General features: G+C 64.8%; 15 protein-coding genes. 1 reads left to right on the top strand and 14 read right to left on the bottom strand.

Going from position 1 to position 15,953, the window contains the following annotated elements:
* Positions 1 to 14: 14 nt before the first annotated feature.
* The 3 genes from HNQ39_RS24880 to HNQ39_RS24870 form a co-directional block, all read right to left on the bottom strand.
* Positions 15 to 2,162 (bottom strand): ATP-dependent helicase, encoded by a 2,148-nt coding sequence (locus tag HNQ39_RS24880; protein WP_184203253.1) that lies wholly within the window; start codon positions 2,160 to 2,162, stop codon positions 15 to 17.
* Between the two features lie 404 nt (positions 2,163 to 2,566).
* Positions 2,567 to 2,803 (bottom strand): hypothetical protein, encoded by a 237-nt coding sequence (locus tag HNQ39_RS24875; RefSeq protein WP_184203250.1) that lies wholly within the window; start codon positions 2,801 to 2,803, stop codon positions 2,567 to 2,569.
* Positions 2,804 to 2,846: 43 nt separating this feature from the next.
* Positions 2,847 to 3,596 carry a PEP-CTERM sorting domain-containing protein gene (locus HNQ39_RS24870; protein ID WP_184203248.1) on the bottom strand — a complete coding sequence of 250 codons (750 nt, stop codon included), beginning with the start codon at positions 3,594 to 3,596 and terminating at the stop codon, positions 2,847 to 2,849.
* Positions 3,597 to 3,763: 167 nt separating this feature from the next.
* Here HNQ39_RS24870 and HNQ39_RS24865 point away from each other — a divergent pair, with 167 nt between their 5' ends.
* Positions 3,764 to 6,409 (top strand): ATP-binding protein, encoded by a 2,646-nt coding sequence (locus tag HNQ39_RS24865; protein WP_184203246.1) that lies wholly within the window; start codon positions 3,764 to 3,766, stop codon positions 6,407 to 6,409.
* On the opposite strand, the gene HNQ39_RS24860 is transcribed toward HNQ39_RS24865, so the two are convergent.
* Genes HNQ39_RS24860 through nadC form a run of 11 tightly spaced genes read right to left on the bottom strand, consistent with a single transcriptional unit; the run spans position 6,406 to position 15,951 of the window.
* Positions 6,406 to 6,930: a lysozyme inhibitor LprI family protein gene (locus HNQ39_RS24860; protein ID WP_184203244.1), complete on the bottom strand. Its 525-nt coding sequence runs from the start codon at positions 6,928 to 6,930 to the stop codon at positions 6,406 to 6,408. The genes HNQ39_RS24865 and HNQ39_RS24860 overlap by 4 nt on opposite strands.
* Positions 6,927 to 8,432, bottom strand: coding sequence for a sialate O-acetylesterase (locus HNQ39_RS24855; protein WP_184203242.1), 1,506 nt, complete (start codon positions 8,430 to 8,432; stop codon positions 6,927 to 6,929). Before HNQ39_RS24855 ends, HNQ39_RS24860 begins: the two co-directional genes overlap by 4 nt.
* A complete protein-coding gene (locus tag HNQ39_RS24850) occupies positions 8,429 to 8,815 on the bottom strand; it encodes a hypothetical protein (protein ID WP_184203240.1) in 387 nt (128 codons plus the stop codon). Before HNQ39_RS24850 ends, HNQ39_RS24855 begins: the two co-directional genes overlap by 4 nt.
* Entirely contained in the window at positions 8,812 to 10,440 is a 1,629-nt protein-coding gene (locus HNQ39_RS24845; protein ID WP_184203238.1) for a DUF3084 domain-containing protein, read from the bottom strand. Before HNQ39_RS24845 ends, HNQ39_RS24850 begins: the two co-directional genes overlap by 4 nt.
* Positions 10,441 to 10,447: 7 nt before the next feature.
* Complete coding sequence (locus tag HNQ39_RS24840) at positions 10,448 to 11,587, bottom strand: LptF/LptG family permease (RefSeq protein ID WP_184203235.1); 1,140 nt, start codon at positions 11,585 to 11,587, stop codon at positions 10,448 to 10,450.
* Complete coding sequence (gene lptB / locus HNQ39_RS24835; RefSeq protein ID WP_184203233.1) at positions 11,584 to 12,318, bottom strand: LPS export ABC transporter ATP-binding protein; 735 nt, start codon at positions 12,316 to 12,318, stop codon at positions 11,584 to 11,586. The genes HNQ39_RS24840 and lptB overlap by 4 nt, the downstream gene beginning before the upstream one ends.
* A complete protein-coding gene (locus HNQ39_RS24830) occupies positions 12,318 to 12,959 on the bottom strand; it encodes a hypothetical protein (RefSeq protein ID WP_184203231.1) in 642 nt (213 codons plus the stop codon). The genes lptB and HNQ39_RS24830 overlap by 1 nt, the downstream gene beginning before the upstream one ends.
* Positions 12,956 to 13,537: a hypothetical protein gene (locus HNQ39_RS24825; RefSeq protein WP_184203229.1), complete on the bottom strand. Its 582-nt coding sequence runs from the start codon at positions 13,535 to 13,537 to the stop codon at positions 12,956 to 12,958. Before HNQ39_RS24825 ends, HNQ39_RS24830 begins: the two co-directional genes overlap by 4 nt.
* A 44-nt stretch (positions 13,538 to 13,581) precedes the next feature.
* Positions 13,582 to 14,382, bottom strand: a complete 801-nt coding sequence (locus HNQ39_RS24820) for a class I SAM-dependent methyltransferase (RefSeq protein WP_184203227.1) — start codon at positions 14,380 to 14,382, stop codon at positions 13,582 to 13,584.
* Positions 14,372 to 15,112 carry a biotin--[acetyl-CoA-carboxylase] ligase gene (locus HNQ39_RS24815; protein ID WP_184203225.1) on the bottom strand — a complete coding sequence of 247 codons (741 nt, stop codon included), beginning with the start codon at positions 15,110 to 15,112 and terminating at the stop codon, positions 14,372 to 14,374. The genes HNQ39_RS24820 and HNQ39_RS24815 overlap by 11 nt, the downstream gene beginning before the upstream one ends.
* The gene (nadC, locus tag HNQ39_RS24810; protein ID WP_184203223.1) at positions 15,109 to 15,951 is read right to left on the bottom strand and encodes a carboxylating nicotinate-nucleotide diphosphorylase; all 843 of its coding nucleotides are present in this window, start codon (positions 15,949 to 15,951) and stop codon (positions 15,109 to 15,111) included. Before nadC ends, HNQ39_RS24815 begins: the two co-directional genes overlap by 4 nt.
* Positions 15,952 to 15,953: the final 2 nt, after the last annotated feature.

The raw sequence follows: 15,953 nt of genomic DNA, 5'->3' as shown, positions 1-15,953 counted from the left end.
CGGGTGGCCCTGCTCTACTCCTCGAACTCCTCGTCGGCGAGGGCCTGGGCATCGTCGTCCTCTTTGTGCTGCGAGCGCAGGGCATCGTCCACTAGCGGGGCCAGAGTCGGCATCTCGATCAGAAACGGCGATGGTCCCAGGGCCTTGGCGTTGTGGTACTGCGGCCATGAGAGGGCGAACTGCTCCTTGGCGCGGGTGATGGCCACGTAGGCGATCCGGCGCTCTTCCTCCAGCGAGTCCGGGAGGAGCTCGCCATCGACATAGCGCAGGCTGCGGTGGTGCGGGAGCAGGTTCATCGCAAAGCCGACCACAAAGACACAGCGCCACTCCAGCCCCTTGGACTTGTGCACCGTCATCAGGTTCACCGCGTCTTGCCCCTTGCCAGCGTCTTTGGCCTTGCGGATCTGCCCGCCCACAAAGGTCAGCATCGCCTCGGGCGCGAAGAAGCGCTGGCTCGCCGCGACCAGCTCATCGAGGTTGTCCAGGCGGCTAGAGCCCTCGCCCTCGTCCTCGCTGTCGCCGTCCTCATTGACAATGAAGTCGTCGTAGCCCGAGAGCCGCGCGGCCATGAGGCGGGTCTGGGCGGTCTCGCCTGCCTCGTGGATCTCCTTGATCTGCTTGCGGAAGTCTAGGATCGCCACTTCTTGCTGGGTGGTGTAGACCCCTTTTTTCAGCATCTCGTAGAACGAGCACTTGTTCTTCTCCGCCTGCTCCTCCACTTTCTTGATAAAGCCCATCCCCAGCGAGCGGGTCGGGCGGCCAAACTTCTTACTGGCGATATTGAGGATACGCTTGCACGCCTCCGTGCCCGCCTCGGAGTTGGGATCGACCGAGAGCTGCAGGTAGGCCAGCAGGTCTTTGACTTCTTTGCGATTGTAAAAACTCGTGCCGCCGGTGATCTGGTAGGGAATCCCCGCGTTGATGAGCGCGTCCTCGAAGCAGCGCGAGTAGGCATTGGTGCGGTAGAGCAGAGCGAAGTCCCGGAAGGCCATGTTGGGCTCGGTGCTCAGCTGCTCCCGCAGGCGCTCCACCACCCAGAGGGCCTCCGCCTCGGCATCCAGGTGCTGCGAGAGCCAGGGCTCCTGCGCCGAGAGCCGGGTGGGCTCCATCAGGAGGCGGTAGCGGTCGTCGAGGTCCGCGTGGGCGATCAGCTCATTGGCGACCGTCACGACAGTCCCTTGCGAGCGGTAGTTGGCGGGCAGGCGGATGATCTCCCCGTTGGGGTAGCTCGCCTGAAAGCCCATCACCGTGCGCTTGGGATCACAGCCACGGAAGCCGTAGATACTCTGCCCCACATCCCCCACAATAAACAGGTTGCCGTGCTTCTTAGCAAGCAGCCGGGCCAGCTGCCACTGCACCTCGCTCGTGTCCTGGGTCTCGTCCACCAAGAGATAGTCGAACTTGCTGAGGTACTCCTCCTGGGCTTTTTTATCGTCACGCAGGAGATACAGCGCCTCCACGAGAAGATCGTCGAAGTCTAGGCGGCGGGCGGGCACCTTGGAGAGGACATCGAACTCCTTCTGCTTGGCCTGCTCGTAGCAGCGCCAGAACTTGGCGACACTGTGTACCTGCGGCTCCTCCCAGTCCGGGTAGATCTTGGTGAGGGCGGTCTCGCCCTGCTCGCAGTCGAAGCCGCTGTTCTTGGCGGTTGAGATCGCCAGGAGCGCCAGCTTGGGATCGAGCTTCATGTTCTGGCCAAAGGGCGGCTGAGGCAGGGACTTGTAGTCGCCCATCTTGCCCAGAATGGCGCGACAGACCCGCTTTTGCCAGTACTCGTCGGCCAGGTCGAAGCGCCCCTCTTTGCCGAAGCGCTCGGCCCATTCTTTTTTCAGAATCCGCAGGCAGTGCGAGTGGAACGTCCCGATCCACAGCCCGACCACCGCCTCTTCTCCCAGGAGCTTGACCAAGCGCTCGCTCATGTCATCGGCGGCGCGGCGGGTAAAGGTCGTGACCAGGATCTTCTCAGGAGGCACGCCCTCCGCGATCAGGCGTGCGATCCGCCGGATGAGCACCGTGGTCTTGCCCGAGCCCGCCCCCGCCAACACAAGCGCCGCGCCCTTGGTGTGCGCGTAGGCCTCAAACTGCTGGGCATTGAGCCCTGCGGAGAGCTCATCCAGATCGATAGATTTTGGGGTGGGAGAGGGCAAGGGGGAGTCGGACATGCGCCTTCATCCTACCGCCAAGCCCGCCCGTTTGCCAGCAAGTTTGCCTCTAGGGTAGCTGGTTTTGCAGGATACGTCGCGCTTCGTCGGATGTTAAACCATCACGAAATCCGGACCGAATAAAGACGACAAAGACAACGGGACCATCCAGCGCCTCCTCGACTCGATAGAAGAGCAGAAATCGCCCTTGGACTAGGAGCCGCCGCACCTCAAAGCCCAGGAGCTCTGATTCACTCTCACGGATGGAATGGCGCTCGGGCAGGGTCGCCAGTGCCCCTGCCGCACGATAAAACGCCTCGTGGAGCGCTGCCCAGCCTGCTGGTCTCCTGTGTGCTCAAAGAGTGCGTGCGCCTCAGCGATTGCATTTTGCTCCGCTTCTTGAGAGAAACGGATAGCATAGCGCTTCACTTTGTTTGTTGCATCCTTGCCACAAGCGCTTCCCGCCCCCGTGTGTAGGACTCCTCTAGTGGCGCTGTACGGCCTGCGACAATGTCCGCGAGCCCGCGCCGAAGCCCTGCAAGCGTCTCCTCGTCAGGAGCCTCGAACGCAGCCTCCAGAAGCTCACGGGCGCGCTCCAGCCCCTCAGGGGTTGCCTGTATCGCAGCAGCCGTTTCCTCAGACACTTCGATCGTAATAGACATGTCGTATCGTACCGTCAAGCCCGTCCGTTTGCCAGTAGTTTGCCTAGCCTTGCCGCCGGCGTCGCAGCAGCCCCCCAGCGCTTGCTACCCCCAAGAGAGAGAGGGCGAGGGTGGAAGGCTCCGGTGCCGCGGCGATCAACCGGAACGCGAGGCCACTATTGACACCGATACTGCGGGCATCGGTGGAGTCGAAGTTAAAGTCGGTGCGCCCCGAGGCGTTGCGCAGGTAGCCGTAGTTGGGGCTGGTGTAGCCGGTAAAGGCACCGATCAGGGGGGCAGGGTTGGTGCCACCGCCCCGAACAGCGACGGTCAAGTTGTCTTGGGAGACGAAGCCAGCTCCGGTATCGGCCTGAAGGTTAAAGACCACACCCAGGTTGGTTGTCGGTGTGGAGGGAATCAGGAGCGGAGTGCCTAGGTTGACCGTGAGCGTCGTGAAGGTTCCTGATGTCCAAGCAAAGTTGGTAAAGTTCACCGAGATGGTCGAGCCTACCGGGCTACTAAAGACAGGAGAGGCACCGGTATTTGCCGCACCGTAGAACTGGGTTCGGAGCCGAAATGTCGTGGTGCTGGCGAAGTTGGTTCCGGTCCCGTTGACAATCGCCACCTGAAAGCTACTGAGCAAGAAGCTCCCCGGAGACGCCACACTAAAGATCTGCCCCATGAACGTATTGGTCGCCGCCGGTATACTTGTCGACGTCCGATTGGTCAAGGAGTCAAAGACAGTCGTCTGCGCTTGGGCAGCTCCCGCAAAGACCAAGGCACACAGCACACCCGTCAAAATCCGATATATCATTCTAAGTTCCCTTCTCCGACATGTGCCACACACTGCCACCTTGCGGAGAGGGCTACCCGGCGATCATACCTGGTTGTCCCACGGCCGTCAACCGCTTCTCAGAAAATTCTCGTTCTGCTATAATAGCCTCGGGACCACTCCAGTCGCCTCCGGTTCACACGCAACTCATGCAAACCTTCCTCTTCACCGATATTGAGGGCAGCACACGTCTCTGGGAGAGCCATCCTGAGGAGATGCGGCAGGCTCTCCAGCACCACGATGCCCTCCTCCGCACCCAAGTCGAAGCGGCAGGGGGGCAGGTTTTCAAGACAATCGGCGATGCGTTTTGTACGGTCTTTCCCGAGCCTGTCGCGGCGCTCCGTGCTAGCCTGCAGATCCAGCGTGCGCTCCAGAGCCAGCCCTTGACCTTCGCGGGAGACTCTGAGCTCCGTGTCCGCATCGCGCTTCATAGTGGGGCTGCGGAGGCACGGGACCACGACTACTTTGGCCCGACCCTCAACCGTGTGGCCCGGCTTCTCGCCGTAGGGCATGGCGGCCAAGTCCTACTCTCAGAGACCACCACAAGCGTGCTGGGCGAGGCGTGTCCTGCTGACTGCACCCTACGCGACCTAGGACAGCACACCCTCAAGGATATCGAGCACCCCGAGACGATCTACCAGCTCTGTCACCCCCAGCTCCTCTCGGAGTTCCCCCCGCTCCGCACCGAGCCCAGCCGACGGTCGTCACTGCCCACTCCGCTCACCTCCCTCGTGGGCCGTGAGGCGGAGCGGGCACTGCTCTGTGAGCGGGTGCCACAAGCGCGCCTGCTGACTCTCCTTGGCGCAGGAGGCACGGGCAAGACCCACCTAGCCCTGGAGGCCGCCCATCAGCTCGCCGCCACAGCCCACTTTCTCTTGGTGCTCTTTCTGGGCATGGAGGAGGAGACCGATCCCTTGCGCCTCTGGCCCCTGCTGGCAAGCCAGCTCGAGCGCCTCGGGGTCGCGCTTCCCAGCCCCTTGCCCGGCAGTGGCCCCGAGGATATCCCCCGCCGCGTGGTCGCAGCACTCGGGCGCTACCCCACCCTGCTGGTTCTCGACAACCTGGAGCAGCTCGACAACCAGACGCTCCACCCCATCCTGCGCTTTCTGCTGGAGCAGGCCCCGTCGGTGCGGCTCCTGGTGACCTCCCGGCGCCGGCTCAGCCTGCGCGGCGAGCAAGTGATCACGCTCTCCCCCCTTAGCACCGAGGCGGGGGTGGCTCTCTTTCTTGAGCGAGTGCGCCAGCTCCGCCCCGAGTTTGAGGCCAGCGACGAGACTGTCGCACAGATACGCACCCTCTGTCAGCGCCTCGATGGACTTCCCCTCGCGCTGGAGATGGCCGCGGCACGCACGGGAGTTCTCTCTCTGGGGCAGATCCTTGCCCGAATCGAGGACCGCTTCGACCTCCTGGTCAACCGCAGCAAGGATGTCCCTGCACGCCAGCTCTCGCTCCACGCAACCATCGAGTGGAGCTACGAGCTGCTCTCCCCCGAGGCACAGCGGTTCCTGCCCCTCCTCGCGGTCTTCCGGGGCGGCTGGTGCTTGGAGGCCGCCGAGGCCGTGGGAGGAGAGCTCGCCCTCGATGCCAGCGATGAGCTCCAGGCGGCCTCGCTGCTCGTGATTGAGACCACGCCGGAGCCGCGCTACCGCCTGCTGGAGGCAGTTCGTAGCTTTGCGCGCTCCCAGCTCGCCCCGGAGGCGTGGGACGAAGCACGCCAGCGGCACGCGGAGTGGTACCTCGCCCAGCTTCGCCAGGACTCCCCGCAGATGAAGTCGCCACGGGAGCGGGAGAATATCCTCCAAGCCATGGCGCACCTTCGGCAGACCCAGCAGCTCGACTCCCTGGCTACGATGCTCCTGAGCCAGCTGGGCTACTGGTGGGTCTACGCAGGCTTCGACGAGGCACGCGAGCAGCTCGGGGGCTACATCGATGCTTGCTTGGCGGCAGGAGCGGGGGGCGAGACTCCTCTCTCCCTCCTGGCACACCTGCTCCACCTCGAGCTCTACCAGCAGCGGCTGGAGTCCGCAACGACCTGGCTGGCAAAGGCGGACTCTCTCCTGTCGGCTTCCGAGCGCGAGAACAATCCCGAGTGGCTGCTGGCGCTGGCACACTGGCATGAAAAAGCGGGGCAGCTCGACGAGGCCCTGGTGCTCAACGGTCGCTGCGAAAGCCACCCCCAGACCCCCGCCCATATCCGCGAGCAGGCACGCATTAGCCAGATCTGGACCTATCTGCGGCTCGGTCGGGCGCAAGAAGCACTCCAGCAGTGCCAGCAGACCCTCACTCAGCACCTCCAGAGAACCACAGCTCCCGATAGCCAGGTCGCCACCCTGTACTACCTGCAAGCGATCGCCCACCTCCAGCAAGAGGCACTGCCTGCTGCACGGCTCCTGCTCGACAAGAGCCAAGCGGTGCTGGACACGCTCCGCTTTACCTCGGTGGAGAACATTGTCTGCTCGATCGAGGCGACCTGGCTCCTGGCATCGGGGCACTACGAGGCGGCGTGGGAGCGTGCCACCGCGTGCCTGCTCCCCCTGTGGCAGCAGCGGGACTTTGGGCGTGTCTTGGTCTGTCTCGACACGCTCGCCGCTGCTTCCTGGCTCCCAGATCGCAAGCACCTGACGCCCGGTTATCTACGGATCTTGCTGGCGGTGGAGACGCTTCTGCCCTACCACCGCACGGCCTTTGAGCGCCAGGGCACCCAGCAGCTCCTAGAGCGTGTGGGGCCTCTGGGGGCACTTCCCGCCTCGCGGGAGGAGCTCGATCAGCTTGTCCACGCACTCCCCAAGGCTTAGCCCCCGCTCAGGGCTCGGCAGCGCTCCCAGGTCAGCCGGGTAAGGACAGCGTCTTTGGTGCTCTCCCCGCGGTAGACACTCCAGAACGCGACCTCGGCATCGCGCCAGGCCAGCCAAGCCCGCTGCGGCCCCCGGCTCGTCCCCTCATGGGTCTTCCATAGGGCATTGAGCTGGGCATCTGCCGCCGCGCGCTCCTTGCCCGAGCCCAGTGCCGACTTGCCCGCCAGCGCCAGCAGGAGCCAGGCATTTCTCTCCTGAAGCAAGCGCCCCAGGGTCCCCGCCTCTACCTGACGCCGCCCGGTGCCCTCGCCAAAGGCCTCGCCCGCCGCCTTTACCTCGGCATCGCGAAAGACCAGCCAGGCACGCTGGGCACTGCGGAGCGCCGTCGTGCCCTTCGGATTCTTCGCAAGCGCCGCCACCAGCAGCCCATACACCCGGTTGAGCTCGTCATCGGCGCGCGCCGCATCGGCCTCTAGGAAGGAATTCAAGGGCTGCTGAGCGAGGCCTTGGGTCGGACTCACTTCGGCATGTCCGAGCGGAAGGGGTTGGCGGGCAGGCCTTCCTTGTTCCAGAGATTGGTGATCGGGAAGTTGATAAAGGCGTAGCGCACCGCCTTGGGGCTGGGTACCTGAGCGCAGGTCACCACGACCCGGTCCGTCCCCTCCAGCACGGCCTCGGCGGGGTAGAAGACACCGTCACTGCCCGCGACCGTAAAGCCGACCACCTTGCCCGCCTCGACACTATTGCCCAGCGAGTCCGTGGACGCTGCCATTAGGCCCGTGCCCGTGTTCTCAAAGGTCACGACCGCCTTGGCCCCGTCGAACGACACCTTCTTCATGCTGGGCCCCTGAGCCACTAAGCCCTTCTCTTTGTAGAGATCGCGCCGCGCCAGTAGCGCCAGGCGCTCCCCCACGGGCTGCTTCTTCTTGGGGTGGATATCTTTCTCCTCCCCCACGTCCGTGATCACCGCCATCCCCACGTTCTTGAGGCGCTGGGTCGCGAGGGTCTGGGCCTCCCGAAGCTCGGCGTACTCGGTCTTGGGCGAGCCGGTTCCCTGGTAGGGAGCGAGCTGGACGAGATAGAACGGCATGTCCTTCTTGTCCCAGACCGAGCGCCAGCTCTCGATCATGGTCGGGAAGAGCTCACGGTACTGCATCGCGCGGCTGGCATTGGACTCGCCCTGGTACCAGATCGCGCCACGAATCCCAAAGTGGGTGATCGGGGCGATCATGGCGTTGTAGAGCTCGGAGTAGCGCCAGAGGTTGGGGCGGTTTGGTGCGCGCTTGCCCTCGGCCTTTGCCTGCGCGGAGTCCGCCTCCCACTTTTTCAGCTGCTCGTCGTAGCGGGCCCGGGCCGCGGGGTAGCTCTCGACAATCTTCTTCAGCTCGGGGTTGCTCGTGAGCCTCTCTTCCGGGGTCCAGGCCTCTGCGGGGGTGCCGCCCCAGTCGGAGGAGATCAGGCCGATGGGGACCCCCAGCTTCTCCTGGAGCATCCGCCCGAAGTAGTAGCCCACCGCCGAGAACCCCGCGGCGGTCTCCGGCGAGGCCGCTCCCCAGGGCTGCTGGACCTCGACATCCTGCTTGGGGCTATCGGAGCGGGTGTTCTTGACCATGAAGAGCCGCAGGTTCGGGTTGGCAGACTTGGCGATATCGCCGTCGGACTGGAACGAGTTCTTGAGTGTCCACTCCATGTTGCTCTGCCCCGAGCAGACCCAGACCTCTCCCACTAGAATATCCTTAAACTCGATCTTGTTCTTACCGGAGATGGTCAGGGGGAAGGGGCCGCCTGCGGTACGAATGGCCTTGAGCGTGAGCTCCCACTTGCCGTTCTTGGCCGTGACCGTCTTCTTCTGCCCGAGGAACTCTACCGTCACCTGCTCCCCGTCATCGGCCCAGCCCCAGAAGTTCAGGGGGGCGCTTCGCTGGAGGACCATGCCCTCGTTGAGGATCGCGGGGAGCTTGACATCGGCGTGCGCCGCTGTCGCCAAGGCAACCGTTGCGGCAAGAAAAAGCAATCGTTTCATGCCGGAGAGTTCGGCGACTCGCACGGGGATTCCTGCTGTGCCAGCCAGTCTTCGGCGAGAATCACGGCAACGAGATCGTCGTAGGGGGCACTCAGAGGGAGAACGCGCCTCCACCAAGGCAGGCTTCGACGCAGGCGCTCACGGGCACGCTGGCTGGTGTAGGCCTCCTTCACAAGCCGCGCCTCTGGCAGAGCGGTGAGGAGCGCCCCACTCTGAGTGCCATCGCCCAGGACAATCACATCAGGAGTAAGCTGTGCCCGAAGCGCTGCGACCCTGACAAGAAGCTGGTCCCGGGCGACAATCTCCCGGTGCAAGAGCTGGCCGGGCTCCACCACTGCGACTCCGCACTTGGCGCTTCCCGGATCGATGGCGAGAACTCTCACGGCTGGTGCTGGAACGGGGGCACGACCGGTGCCTCCACGGGCTTGATCTCGAACTCCAGCGCGACCGGGTCCGCGGCACGCAGGTCACGGGCGGCGCGGACAGTCACACGGGCGCGGGCGTGCAGGGAGCGCACGGAGTCGAGCGCCTTCAGGAGCGTGTCCAAGCTGGTCTCCCCCACACTCTGCTCCCCTGTGTCCCCGATGGGAATCGTCCCCGCCTCCAGCAGCCGCTTGCGCACCTCACCACGCAGAAACCGTGAGAGGGTCTCCGCCAGCTCCGCCCCCGGCTTGTTCCCATCGACCGTCAGCTCCCCCAGCGACTGTCCCGCCGTGAGGATGAGCGGGTTGCGCCAGGTCTTGATGTCCACGGGCACGGGCTCCCCCACCACCGCATTGCCCACCGCCGTCACCACGACCACCACTTCCTCTTTGGACTTGCTGATGTTCTTGGCCGCCGTGTGGAGGGCATCCACCTCGGCCAGGTTCTGCACCTTGCCATCGTCGCCCTGGATCTGCCGCTCGGGGATCCAGACCGCCCGAATCCCTCCTGGTGCCGTGCGGGCACCCCGCTTCTCTGCCTGGCGGGATGCGGTCATCAGCAGGCCCTCGAGGATGTTGTGCACCTTCCACTCATTGCCACTGGGCACCGAGAGGCGGGCAACCTCTTCCCCGACACGGTAGCTAATCTGCCCGTTGCGGAGCGCAATGGTAACCTTAAGGACCTCGTTGAGCGAGTCCTGGGCCTCGTTGCGGCGCTTCTCCAGCTCCTGCCGCTGCTTCTCCAGGAGCTCCAGCTCCATGGCGAGGCGCCCTACCTCACGCTTCTGCTGGGTGGCCTGAGTGCTCTGGTTCTCCAGAGTGCGCTGCTGGTCACTGAGCCGCTGTGTCTGCTCCGACACCTGAGTGTTGAGGCGCTCCAGCTCCCCGCGCTGCCCCTCTAGACGCCGCTTCTGCTCCTGAACCACGAGGTTGAACTCGCTTGTCGCACGGTCCGCAAGTCCCTGCGCCTTGCGGGCCTCCTCACGCGCCGCCGCGAGCCGTCCCTCCACCAGTTTCGCTGCGACCTCGGCGTGCTCGCGGCGCTGACGGGCCTCATCGAGTGCGCTCCGTGCCTGCGCGACCCGCTCCTGGGCGGCCTCCAGCGATGCCTGAGTGCGCCCGAGGCGGCTCTTCTCCTCCAGCAGGCTCACCTCAGCCAGGGTCAGCGATGAGCTCGCGCTGGTAAACTTTGCCTCCGCTTCGTTGCGGCGCTTGGTCGCCTCAGCCCGTGCCTGCTCCGCCTTCTTTTGCTCTTGCTCGGCCAGGGTCGCCTCGTGCTGGAGAAGCCGAACCCGCTGGCCGGACTGGCGAATCTGCTGGCCAAGCTCCTCGTTCTCACGCCGGAGCTGACCGCCCCGCTGGATCACATCGCGGAAGCTGGCACTGGAGGCAAACATCATCCCAAACGAGGCCGCCGCGATCCCGACACCCGAGAGAATGGTGACCAGGGTCGCGGTGTGACGAGGCCGGAGCCCCAGCAGGGAGTGGCGACGCTTGCCGATCACGTGACCGATCTTGTCCCCGGCCCAGGCAATAAAGCCCGAGACTGGCACGAGGAGCGTGAAGAAGATCAGTGTCGTGTTCACAGTATCCTTAGTTTACCGCGCCCTTTTGCGCCACACGCCAGATCAACCAGATTCCCGCGACAATCCCCAGCACATTGGGAATCTCGCAGGCCGCCACGGGAGGAAGCCCTCCGCCCTTGCCCACTGCCTGGAAGATCTGCACCGTTGTCCAGTACACAAAGGTAATCAGCACCGAGAACCCAAACCCCATCCCCTTCCCCGAGCGTGTCCTCTGCACGCCCAGCGGCGCGCCCACCATCGCAAAGACCAGCGCGGCGAGGGGAAACGAGATGCGCCCCTGTTGCTCGATCTCCGCCTCGCGTGCTCCAGGCAGGTCCCCGTTCTCCCGAAGCACCCGCGCCCTGGTCGGTAGCTCCGCGCTGGTAACTTCTGTCACCTTGGGCGCAAGAGTAGAGAGGTCTTTAGGCTTGCCCAGGGTCACCTCGCGAAAGGCGACACTCTTGCTGGTATTGACAAGCAGGGTAGCGCTGTCGGCCATCCAGAGGGGGCTCTGCTTCTCATCGACCAGGGTCCAGGTGTTGGTTCCCAGCTTCCACTCCGCCCGCGCCGCTCCCACGGCCTTGACGGCGAGGCCGTGCTCAAAGATGAGAATCCCCACGCGGTCCAGAAACGCGGTACCGTCTTTGCCAAAGTGCACCCCGCCCTCGGAGCGCACCAGGTAGCGCTGGTCCTGCTGGGCACCGTTGACCACGAGCGTGAAGGCGTCGCTGGTCGCGGCGGCAGTGGAGCCACGCTGGCGGACACTGCGGGCCATCTCCTCCCGGCGCTGGTTGGCGATCGGGATCATGCTCTGGTTGACCACGATAATGGGCAGGGCGATGGCTAGCGCGAAGCCAATCACGGGCACCATGATGCGCGGAAAGCTGGTCCCCGAGGCAAACAGCGCGACAATCTCCGAGTCCCCTGAGAGCCGCCCGAAGCCGAGCAGGGTCGCCAGGAGCATGGCCATGGGAATCGTGTAGGCCAGGACATAGGGCATGGTGTAGGCCACCATCGTGAGCAGCTCGGTGACCGGGACCCCTTTTTGCGCAAACTCCGCCAGCTTCTGCAGCTCCCCCGCCGCCAAAAAGAGGCTGGTAAAGAGAAGCACCGAGCCAAAAAACGGCCCGACGATCTCTAGGAGGACGATGCGGTCCGTGCGGGTCACAGCTTGAAGTTCTCCCCCAGATAGAAGCGCCGGACATCCTCGTTCTGCGCCACTTGGTCGCGCGTGCCCTCGAAGACCACCTTCCCATCGACAATTACGTAGGTACGGTCGGTGAGGTTGAGGGTAGCGGCGGCGTTGTGATCCGTGATGAGGACGCCAAGCCCACGGTTTTTCAGCTCCTGGACCATCTCTTGGATATCGTCGATTGCCCGCGGGTCGATCCCCGCAAAGGGCTCGTCGAGGAGCAAGAACGAGGGATTCGCGGCCAAGGCTCGGGCGATCTCGACACGGCGACGCTCCCCGCCCGAGAGCTCGGCACCGCGGGCGCTGGCACGGTGGGTGATCTTGAGATCCTCCATGAGCTGGTCGGCGCGGGCGGCACGGTCTTTGCGCGGGAAGCCCGTCATCTCAAGCACCAAGAGCACGTTCTCGCGCACCGTGAGCTTGCGAAAGACACTCGCCTCTTGCGCCAGGTAGCCAATCCCCCGTCGGGCGCGCTGGTACATGGGCATCCGGGTGACCTCAGTGCCATCCAGCAGGACCTTGCCGCTATCCGGGCGGATCAGCCCGACAATCATGTAGAAGGTCGTGGACTTGCCCGCGCCGTTTGGCCCGAGCAGCCCGACGATCTCCCCCTGCTCGAAGCTGAGCGAGACCCCATCGACCACCCGGCGCTTCCGGTAGACCTTGGCGAGCTCGGTCACCTCAATGCGACGCGTCACCGGGCTCATCACTTCTTCTTGCCCTCGGTCTCGCGCACCTTTACCGCCCCGCTGAGCCCCTCCAGGCTAAAGTTCAGAGGCTTGTTCTCGAGGTCATCCGGGTCGCCCAGGTCGATCCAGCCGCCTGTGGTATTGAGCTCGCCATCTTGCAAAAAGCTCATCCCATAGGCCCAGACCTTGGCATTGCCCGAGAACTCGACACGCCCGGTCTTGGGCTTGGCCCCCGCCGTAAAGACCGCCTGGTCGCAACGCACCTTGAGCGTCGACTTTTGGCCGTCGGTGTTGACTTGCTCCACGAGCACCATGACCTCGTTCTTGGCGATCGCGTCTTTGAGCTCGGTGACCTTCTGCTTGCCTCGCGTGACCTCTTGGGCGTGGATGACAATACTTCGCGCACTAAACTCTCGCCGGATCGAGCGCACCTTGCTCCCCGAGAGGCGCTTTGTCCCGCTCTCCTGACCCACCACGTGGGCGGGGCCACTGCGCCCCACGTAGGTGATGCTCAGCTTCCCCGACGGGCGAAAATTGCCCTGGAAGGTTCCCTGGGAAAAGTCGATCTCATAGCCCTCAAGCTGGATCACTCCGGCTTGCTGAGCCAGTGCGCTCACGGCCAGGGACGTAAAGAGTAGTGCGAGTAGACGAGTTTTCATGGTTCTAGTTGAAAGGTTCCCAGGAGGGTATCGGTGGTTAGCCGCGAGCCATAGACTGCCATGCCCGCCCCCGACGTAAACGCGACATTTCCCGCCCCAGTAACAACGCCTAGCTCGTCGCGCCAGCTCTTGGCTTTGCTTTTCAGGCTCGCGGCGAGGTTTTCTCCCGCAACCCAGGTCAGGGTATCACAGCGCACCTTGCGACCGTCGGCGGCCTCCGCGGAGACCCCTCCCTGCGCGGTGAGCTTGTGGCTCACTCGCTCGACCCTGATCTCCTTGGCCGCGATGGCCAGCGACGGTAGCCCGGCGCGGTAGACCGTCGCGTGGGTCCCTCGCAGGGTGGCCTGGGCCGCGCCCGGTGCGAGCTCGAAGCGCCCGCCGGTCAGCTCCAGAACTCGCCTGCCCTTACCATCGGAGAGGACCGTCCGGTTCTGCGTGAGCTCCCCGGTCACGGACAGCGGGCTGGGGGCTGGCTTTGGGGTCGCCAGAGGCTTGGGGGTCGGAGTGCCTCCCGGACGCGGCCCACACCCCACGGAAAGCAAGGGAAGCAGGCAGAGCAGAGGGGCGGCGTATCTCACGCTTTCTTGAGACAAGCGCCAGCCGTCGGGGTCGCACGTATTTCTCACACCGCCACCGGGAGGACACCGTAGACCACCCGCCCGGACTTGCCTCCTACCAGCTCCGTGATCCCAAACTCAGCAAGCTGCTCGGACCAGCGGGCGGTCTTGACCACCACCCGCCGCCGCGCGATACGCCGTGCCTGTGTCAGGGCCTCGGCGGTGAGGGGAGCGTGCTCCCCAAAGGCCTTGAGCGGCACCAGGGTCTCCTCCGTATCGACCGGGACATCGAAGAAGGGATCGAAGTAGACAATATCGTAGCGCTTATCCGGGCAGGTGCGCAGAAACTCCAGGTGGTGCCCCAGGTGCACGACACGGACCCGGCGCATCGCCGCGTTGAGCAGGGCCTTATCGGTGACAAAGACCTGGAGCCCCTCCCGCACGACCAGCCCTACCTCCGGGTTGCCCTCGATCCCATGCACCTCCCCCGCGTCGCCCACCACATGGGCACACAGCGATGCCTCGCCGGCGTAGCCCAGGGTACAGTCCAGCACCGAGTCGCCCGGCTGTAGCTGCATCGCCTCCAAGAGATAGTCCGGCTGGCCGCGGAGGATATTGCGCAGGCGCATCGCCCCGAGGTTAGGGTGAAAGAAGAACTGCGTGCCCGCGCGATCCACCAGGAGCAGGCGGTGGCTCTGGACAATCAGCGCGCGCTGGGCATCGGGGTAGCGCCCAAAGACCACGGGCATTCCCTCCGCATGCCGGCTCGCGAGCGGACAGGCGAGCTGGGTCGCGTAGGCCTCCGCCCGTGCCCAGAGGAGCGCATCGGGCTTGTGGCTGGTCGTGACAAGCAGGTCACTCCTCACCCAGGATCACCTGCGCGGCGGAGATCGCTCTCAGCTCCCCTTCCTCGGTCTCCACCACGAGCTTCCCATCGGCACCGAGCAGCACCACCCGACACCGCTGCGCACGCCCCTCCAGAACAAAGACCCGTGTCGCCTGGGGAGCAAGCAGTCCGTGCCAGCGTGCCAGCCAGTCCTCGGCCGGCAGCTCCCAGAGCCGTCCCAGCGCCTGGACAACCTGCTCGGCGATCGGCTCGGTGATCTCCCGCTCCAGCTCGCGGCGCAGCGAGGTCGCCTGGGTCTGTAGCTCCAGAGGAAACGCACTGGCTGGCACATTGACATTGACCCCGATGCCAATCAGCGGCGTGCAGAGCTCGGGCTCTCCCGGGACACTCATGGTCTCGATCAGCACTCCCGCCAGCTTTCGCCCACTAAGAAGCACGTCGTTGGGAAACCGCACCCGGAGCCCACACTCGGGGAGGCACGCCTCGATCCCCTCCACCACCGCGACACCGGCCATGGGCGCCAGCCGCCAGGCATCCCGCAGCGCAACCGGGTGGCCGATCACGGTCATGCTGACCTGAGTTCCCTCCGGCGGGGTGAACCACGCCTTCCCCTGCCGTCCACGCCCGGCGGTCTGTGCCTGTGCCTGGACCACCGCGCCGTACTCACCGGACTTAGCGAGGTGCTCCCGCGCGACATCCATGGTCGAGAGGACACTCCCACACGCCAGCCATGTTCCCCCAAATCTCACGACTCGTCGAAGTCCAGCGAGATATCCAGCGCCGCCGCCGAGTGGGTCAAGGCCCCCACCGAGATAATATCGACCCCGGTCTCCGCGATCCCGCGCACGGTCGCAAGATTCACCCCACCCGATGCCTCGGCCAGCGCACGCCCCGCGATCTTTTCCACGGCCACGCGGAGCTGCTCATTGCTCATGTTGTCGAGCAAGAGAATATCCGCCCCCGCCGCCACGGCCTCGTCCACCTGCGCCAGGGTCTTGCACTCGACCTCGATGCGTAGCGGATGCGGCGCGTGCTCCCGCGCCCGCGCCACACACGCCGCAACCCCACCGCCCGCCGCGAGGTGGTTGTCCTTGATGAGCACGCCGTCGCCCAGCCCATACCGATGGTTGTGCCCGCCGCCACAGCGCACCGCGTATTTTTCGAGTGTCCGCAGCCCCGGTGTGGTCTTGCGCGTATCGACAATCCGCGCCTTGGTCCCCGCCACGGCGTCCACAAAGCGCCGGGTCAGACTTGCCGTCCCCGAGAGCCGCTGGGAAAAATTCAGCGCCACCCGCTCGCCCGTGAGCAGGCTCTGCGCCGGACCGGAGAGCTTGGCAACAATATCGCCGTAGCTCACCCGCGTGCCGTCGACGACCAGGGGCGTAAACTCAATGGCGGGATCGACCAGCCGAAACGCACACGCCGCGACCTCCAGCCCACAGAGCACGCCCTCCGCCTTCACCAAGAAGACGCCACGGGCGCGATTCTCCGCCGGCACCGAGAGCAGTGTCGTCACATCCCCCGCCCCGATATCCTCGATCAGGGCCGCGCGGACAGTCTCTTCGTACTGAATGGGTAGTAATTTCATTT

This window comes from Armatimonas rosea (assembly GCF_014202505.1).
GTDB lineage: Bacteria > Armatimonadota > Armatimonadia > Armatimonadales > Armatimonadaceae > Armatimonas > Armatimonas rosea.
This window is presented reverse-complemented; position numbering and strand designations above follow the sequence as displayed.